At 75.0% G+C, this 6674-nt stretch carries 6 protein-coding genes; 3 read left to right on the top strand and 3 right to left on the bottom strand.

What is annotated here, in order from left to right:
• The first annotated feature begins 165 nt into the window (after window positions 1-165).
• Window positions 166-975: a lysophospholipid acyltransferase family protein gene (locus tag LQ51_RS09905; protein WP_046564443.1), complete on the top strand. Its 810-nt coding sequence runs from the start codon at window positions 166-168 to the stop codon at window positions 973-975.
• A 12-nt stretch (window positions 976-987) separates the two neighbouring features.
• Here LQ51_RS09905 and LQ51_RS09900 read toward each other — a convergent pair whose 3' ends face one another.
• From LQ51_RS09900 to LQ51_RS09890, 3 genes are all read right to left on the bottom strand, one after another.
• On the bottom strand, window positions 988-1866 hold the full coding sequence (locus LQ51_RS09900) for an HAD family hydrolase (RefSeq protein WP_046564426.1): 879 nt from the start codon (window positions 1864-1866) through the stop codon (window positions 988-990).
• Between the two features lie 112 nt (window positions 1867-1978).
• Window positions 1979-2848 (bottom strand): DUF5667 domain-containing protein, encoded by an 870-nt coding sequence (locus LQ51_RS09895; RefSeq protein ID WP_046564425.1) that lies wholly within the window; start codon window positions 2846-2848, stop codon window positions 1979-1981.
• 289 nt (window positions 2849-3137) lie between these two features.
• On the bottom strand, window positions 3138-4136 hold the full coding sequence (locus tag LQ51_RS09890; protein ID WP_046564424.1) for an ECF subfamily RNA polymerase sigma factor, BldN family: 999 nt from the start codon (window positions 4134-4136) through the stop codon (window positions 3138-3140).
• A gap of 641 nt (window positions 4137-4777) precedes the next feature.
• Here LQ51_RS09890 and LQ51_RS09885 point away from each other — a divergent pair.
• Both LQ51_RS09885 and LQ51_RS09880 read left to right on the top strand, forming a co-directional pair.
• Entirely contained in the window at window positions 4778-6409 is a 1632-nt protein-coding gene (locus tag LQ51_RS09885; protein WP_197087619.1) for an AMP-binding protein, read from the top strand.
• Complete coding sequence (locus LQ51_RS09880) at window positions 6399-6653, top strand: glutaredoxin family protein (RefSeq protein WP_046564423.1); 255 nt, start codon at window positions 6399-6401, stop codon at window positions 6651-6653. The genes LQ51_RS09885 and LQ51_RS09880 overlap by 11 nt, the downstream gene beginning before the upstream one ends.
• The last annotated feature ends 21 nt before the right edge of the window (window positions 6654-6674 follow it).

Genomic DNA, 6674 nt, shown 5'->3' with positions numbered 1-6674 from the left:
GCGAAGAAGGCGGTCGCGAAGAAGGCGGTCGCGAAGAAGGCCGTCGCGAAGAAGGCGGACGCGGCCGGCGACGGCGCCGCCACGACCGGCGGTGCCGGGACGCCTCCGGGGCCGGCGGTCGCGGACCGGCCGGGCGACCACTGGGACCGGAAGGTCGCCAAGGGCCTGGCGTTCCTGCGGCGGCGGCTCTCCGGCGACTACGAGGTCGACGAGTTCGGCTTCGACCCGGACCTGACCGACTCGGTCTTCCACCCGCTGGTCCGGCTGCTCTACCGGGACTGGTTCCGCACCGAGGTGAGTGGGGTGGAGAACGTCCCCGCCGACGGGCCCGGACTGGTGGTCGGCAACCACTCCGGGACGGTGGCGCTGGACGCGCTGGTGCTCGCCACCGCGCTGCACGACCGGCACCCGGCCCGCCGCTACCTGCGGCTGCTCGGCGCCGATCTGGTCTTCCGGATGCCGGTGGTCTCCGAGATCGCCCGCAAGACCGGCGGGACGGTGGCCTGCAACCCGGACGCGGAACGGCTGCTCGGCAACGGTGAGCTGGTCGGGGTCTTCCCGGAGGGCTTCAAGGGCGTCGGCAAGCTCTACTCGGACCGGTACAAGCTCCAGCGGTTCGGGCGGGGCGGCTTCGTCTCGGCGGCCCTGCGCACCGGCACGCCGATCGTGCCGGTGGCGATCGTCGGCGGCGAGGAGATCTACCCGATGCTCGCGGACATCAAGCCGCTCGCCCGGCTACTCAAACTGCCGTACTTCCCGGTGACGCCGACCTTTCCCTGGCTGGGGCCGCTGGGCATGGTGCCGCTGCCGAGCAAGTGGCTGATCGAGTTCTGCCCGCCGATCCCGACCGCGCACCTGCGCGACTCGGCGGACGACCCGCTGGTCGTGTTCAACCTCGCCGACCAGGTGCGGGAGACGATCCAGCAGACGCTGCACAAGCTGCTCGAACGCCGCCCCGACCCGTTCGGCCCCTGAGCCCGCGCCCGGTCAGTCCGGCCGGTGACGGCGCCGGTGCAGGGCCAGGCCGGCGGTGACCGCGCCGGCGAGCAGCCCGGCGGCGGCCGTGGACGGCACGGCGATCTTCACCGCGCGGCGACCGGTGCGGAAGTCGCGGACGTCCCAGCCCCGATCGCGGGCCTGCCGCAGCAGCGCCGGGTCGGGGTTCACCGCCACCGGGCGGCCGACGGCGGAGAGCATCGGCAGGTCGTTGACCGAGTCGCTGTAGGCGGCACAGCGGGACAGGTCCAGCCCCTCCACGGCGGCCAGCTGGGCGACCGCCTCGGCCTTGGCCGGCCCGTGCATCAGGTCACCGACCAGCCGTCCGGTGTACGCGCCGTCGACCACCTCGGCGACCGTGCCGATGGCGCCGGTCAGCCCGAGGCGGGCGGCGATCACCCGGCCGATCTCCACCGGCGCGGCGCTGACCAACCAGACCCGCTGCCCGGCGGCCAGGTGCCGCTCGGCCAGCTTGCGGGTGCCGGCCCAGATCCGCGGTGCCATCAGCTCGTCGAAGATCTCCTCCGCGAGCCGTTCCACGTCGTCCACCCGCCAGCCCTGCACGAAGGCGAGCGCCGCCTCCTTGGCCTGCGACATGTCCCCGGCGTGCTCGGTGGCGAGCAGCCGGAACTTCGCCTGTTGCCAGGCGAACCGGGCCAGGTCCCCGGCGGTGAAGTACTTGCGGGCGGCCAGGCCGCGGGCGAACCAGTAGATCGAGGCGCCCTGCATCATCGTGTTGTCCACGTCGAAGAAGGCGGCGGCGGCCGGATCGGGCGTCGGGGTGACCGGCGGCGCCACCGGGGTCTCCGCCCAGCCGGCGGTGTGCCCGTGGACGTCGGTGCTGACGGTCACCTTCCGGGTGCCGGTCACGGCGACCTCCCTCCCGTCGGGCCCCCCATGGGGGCTCCCCACCGAGCGTATCCGGCGGGGTGTGACGGCCAGGTGTCCGCGTGGCGAAGTGTGGCGACTGTCCCGCCGCGGGTCAGCGGTTGCCGGGGCAGGCCGACGGGGTGGGCCCGAGCGCGTCGCTGGCCGCCGGGGCCGGCAGGCCGCAGCCGATCGCGGAGCGGAGGGCGTCGGCCCGGTTGCCGACGGCGTCGAGCAGCGCCAGCGAGCGGCGGGTGCGGTCCCGGTCGGCGTGGTCCGCCGGGTCCAGCAGCCCGCTGACCGCCCGCCGCTGCCCGGTCAGGAACGCGTCGACGGCGTCCAGGCCGGCCGGGTCGGAGCGCTGGGCCGCCACGGTGGTGAGCAGGCGTACGCCCTGGCGGGTGTCGGCGTCCATGTCGTCCAGCACCGCGCTGAACCCGAGCCGGTCGTTGCGGACCGTGGCCGCCTCGTCGAGGCGGGTCCGGGCGAAGTCGAGGAAGAGCTGGCCCCGGCTGAGGTCCGAGCTGGCCAGGGCGAGCTGGGCGCGTTCGGTGGACCGCTTCATGCCGTACAGGGCGTCGCCGGGCAGGGCGTTCTCGCTCGCCGCGGAGATGCCGGAGAGGGCGATCGCGCCGGCGGCCACGCCGACCAGGATCGCGCCCCGGGCCCGGGCCCGGCGGCCGGTCACCGCCGGCAGCAGCGAACCGCGGATACCGCCGATCGCCGCGCCGACCGCACTCGTCGCCGGGGCGCCGATGCCCTCCCGCTCGGCGGTGGCCACCAGCATGGCGCGCAGCCCGGTGCGGAACTCCCGGTCCACCTCGACGGCCGGCCGGTCGGCGGTGAGCCGCCGGCTGACCGCGACGAGCGCGGCGAGTTCCTCGTCGGCCGAGGAGCGGACGTGGTGCCGGCGGCCGCCGTTGGCCTCGTCGAGGAGCTGCGCGAAGCGCTCGGCACGCCGACGGGAGAAGAGGTCGCTGTCCACCGCAGGCACCCCCTCTCGCTGGTCACGGCCGGGCGGCCGTCGTGGTCACCAGCGACCGGTGGCAGCGTGACAGCGACAGCCGGCCGTGACGGCCGACCGAACCCGCCGGACCGGGTGGCCCGGGGGACGCCGGGACAACCACTGGTCGCACCCGGAGAAACGGTTTGTGCCGGGTGCCGGTTACGGGGCGGACGGTCCCGAAATCACCAAGCGTGATCAGTGCCACGGGACGTCGAGGGGTGCGCGTACCCCGCCCGGCGGGTCGCCGGACGGGTCGGGGCGGAACGGGTCAGGGTTGGAAGCCGTCGGGCAGGAGACGGGCCAGGGCCCGGACCGCGCGGTACTGCAGGGCCTTGATGGCGCCCTCGTTCTTGCCCATCGCCCGGGCCGTCTCGGCCACCGAGAAGCCCTGGAGGAAGCGGAGCACGATGCACTCCTGCTGCTCGGGGTTGAGCTGCTTGACGGCGGTGAGCAGGGCGACGTTGGTGATGTGCTCGACCACCGCCGCCTCCGGGCTGCCCTCCGGCCCCCGGTCCTCCCGGTCCGCGTCGAGCACGTCGCCGGTGGTGACCTCCAGCCGGTACCGGCCGGACTTGAAGTGGTCGGCGACCAGGTTGCGGGCGATGGTGACCAGCCAGGCGCCGAGGTCCCGGCCCTGCCAGGTGAAGCTGCCGATCCGCTTGAGGGCCCGCAGGAAGGTGTCGGAGGTGAGGTCCTCGGCGAGCTGCCGGTTGCCGACCCGGAAGTAGACGAAGCGGAAGACCGTGTCCACGTACCGGTCGTAGATCAGGCCGAACGCCTCGGCCTCGCCGGCCTGGGCCCGCTCGACCAGCGCCCAGACCTCCGTCGCCGGGTCCGACGGGTCGGGCCGGCTCGGGTAGCCGGTGGCCGGCTGGGCGGGCACCGCCGGCAGGACGGCCGTGTCGCCGGCCGGTACGGCGGGCAGCACGGCGGTCTCGGCCGCCGACGGCTCGGTCTCGGCCGGCGTCGCCGGTGCCGGGGTGTCCCCCCGGCGGCCCTGCGCCGGCATGGCCGGCCGGGACGGCGCGCCGAGCCGGCCGGTGGCGGACTTCGCGTTCCCCCCGGGCACCGCCGGGCGCGTTGGTGCCTCGTTGGGGTGCGAGCGGTTGCGGCCCCGCCGGGTCCCCTCGCCCCGCACCGCCGCGAGGCTCCACAGCCCTTCGGACGAGGTGCGCGGGGCGGGTTCGATCCGCTCGTTGACGGGGGTCCGCTGGGTCGGGCCGGTCACCCCGGTGGCGGGGCGCTCCGCGTAGCCGAACGTGGTCACCGCGCCTCCCCGATCCGGACGGTACGAGACGGCACCGGGTGCCGCGGGGCCGCGGCGGGACCGGGCACGGCCCGGTCGGGCAGGGCCGTTGCGGGGCGTGCCGACGGGCGGCAGATCCCCTTGAGGTGCGGGTCCAATGCGCTCACAGGCACGGGGGCCTCCTCGGGCTGAGGGGTGTCGACTCACGGCAAATGGGGTGAGCCGACCCGAGTGATGATAGGGCCAACGTCACCCACGCGTGGCAAGTCCGTTACACAGGGCGGAAGTATTTCCCGCCCGGTCGCGCAATTGGCGGACCCGTTGTCCGTCGGGTGCGGTTGACTTTCCAGCCGGAACCTGGTCCGGAGTGGAAAGTCCAGGTCGGAGCCAACTTCTCGCATCGCTCGGCGTGTCGCGGCGGTTCCGCCGGGACACCCGTCCGGCCTGCCCGCGAACCGCGTCCGCCGGCCGGACCGCGGTTCGTTCCCGCGCCCGGTAATCCTGTCCGACCCGTCACAGAGTCCCGTCGGGGGGACGCGCGCCAGCCGCCGACCGCACCGGTGCGGGGCGAGGATTCCTCCGGTCCGGAACCCGGCGAGCCGGCCCTCGCCCCGCCCGTCGGCCGTGGCCGGCCGGGCCCGGCTGTGCCAGACTCAGCCATCGTGCAGGACGCAGCCGACAGCTCCGCGCCGAACCTCGCCGACCGGCTCCGCCGGACGGCCATCACCGACGGTGACCGTGCCGCGCTGCACTGGCGGGACCGGACGCTGACCTGGTCCGAACTGGACGCGGCGGTCACCGCCACCGCCCGCGCGCTGACCCTCGCGGCCCCACCGTCCCCCGGGGACACCCACCCGCCCCGGGTGGCCATCGCCCTCGGCAACACCCCCGATTTCGTGGTCACCTACCTCGCGGCGCTCCGCGCCGGCCTGGTGGCGGTGCCGGTGAACCCCGGCTTCACCAGCCCGGAGCTGCGGCACGTGCTGACCGACTCGGCCGCCACCGTGCTGGTCTGTGCCGCGGCGGTCCGGGACCGGGTACCGGCCGGCGAGCTGCCGGCGCTGGCCGCCGTGCACACCGCCCCGCCGACCACCGACGGTGACGGCGACCCCGGGGAGTTCCCCACCCGGGCCGGCGACGACCTCGCCGTCCTGCTCTACACCTCCGGCACCGAGGGCCGGCCCAAGGGGGCGATGCTGTCGCACCGCGCCCTGGCCGCCAACCACGAGCAGGTCGGCCGGATCACCCCGCCCGTGGTCGGCCCCGACGACACCGTGCTGCTCGCCCTGCCGCTGTTCCACGCGTACGGGTTGAACTCCGGGCTCGGCGCCGTCGTGCACCACGGCGCCACCGGGGTGCTGGTGGACGAACTCCACTCGACCGGGGCGCTCGCCGACATCGCCCGGCACCGGGTCAGCGTGCTGGTCGGCGTACCGTCGATGTTTCTCACCTGGGCCGACGCGGACCGTGCCGGCGCGGCGGCGCTGGCCTCGGTCCGGGTGGCCGTCTGCGGCGCCGCGCCGCTGCCGCCGGCCGTCGCGGGCCGCTTCACCGAGGTCACCGGGCATCCGGTGCACGTCGGGTACGGGCTCACCGAGACCGCTCCGGTGCTCACCTCCACCCTCGTCGGCGGGGAACCCCGACCCGGCTCGATCGGCCGGCCGCTGCCCGGGGTCGAGCTGCGCCTGGTCGGCCCGGACGGCGCGGACCTGTGGCGCGACGGCGTGCCGGTGGCCGAGGAGGACGCCGACGAGCTGCACCTGGCCGATGACCCGTCCGGCAGCGACCCGGGGCAGATCGTGGTCCGCGGCGACAACCTCTTCTCCGGCTACTGGCCGGACGGGCGGGACGGGCCGGACGCCGACGGCTGGTGGGCCACCGGCGACGTCGGGTACGCCGACGCCGACGGCGACCTCTACCTGGTCGACCGGCTCGGCGAGCTGATCCTGGTGAACGGCTTCAACGTCTATCCGCACGAGGTGGAGCTGGTGCTCGAGGCGCATCCGGGGGTGGCCGAGTCGGCCGTCCTGGGGGTGCCGCACCCGCGGACCGGCGAGACTGTCCGGGCGTACGTGGTGCGGGCGGCCGGCTCGACCGTGACCGGGGAGGAACTGCTCGGCCACTGCGCGCGCAACCTGGCCCGGTTCAAGTGCCCGACCGCCGTCGAGTTCGTCGACCACCTGCCCCACTCGGCGATCGGCAAGGTACGCAAGACCGAGCTCCGCCCGGCGACCGCGGTGCCGTCCCCGGCCCCGCCGACCGAGATCCGCACGGAGGTACCCGATGTCCACTGACGCCCGGCTGACCCTGATCACCCGGCCCGGCTGCCACCTCTGCGAGGACGCCCGGGCCGCGCTGGACCGGGTGGTGGCGGTGACCGGCGATCGCTGGGTCGAGAAGGACGTCACCGACGACATCGAGCTGGAGCGCGAGTACGGCGACCGGCTGCCGGTGGTGTTGCTGGACGGCAAGGAGCACGGCTACTGGCGGGTCGAGGAGGAACGCCTGCTGCGGGACCTCACCACCCCACAGCTCTGAGCGGCCCCTTACAGTGCAACG

Origin of the sequence: Micromonospora sp. HK10, from assembly GCF_000982955.1 — a bacterium.
In the GTDB taxonomy this organism is placed as follows: Bacteria; Actinomycetota; Actinomycetes; order Mycobacteriales; family Micromonosporaceae; genus Micromonospora.
The sequence above is the reverse complement of the archived record's forward strand: the minus strand, read 5'-3'. Positions and strand labels throughout refer to the sequence as shown.

Coding starts and splice junctions, on each gene's coding strand:
- LQ51_RS09880 (WP_046564423.1), top strand. CDS start 6,399: ATGTCCACTGACGCCCGGCTGACCCTGATCACCCGGCCCGGCTGCCAC.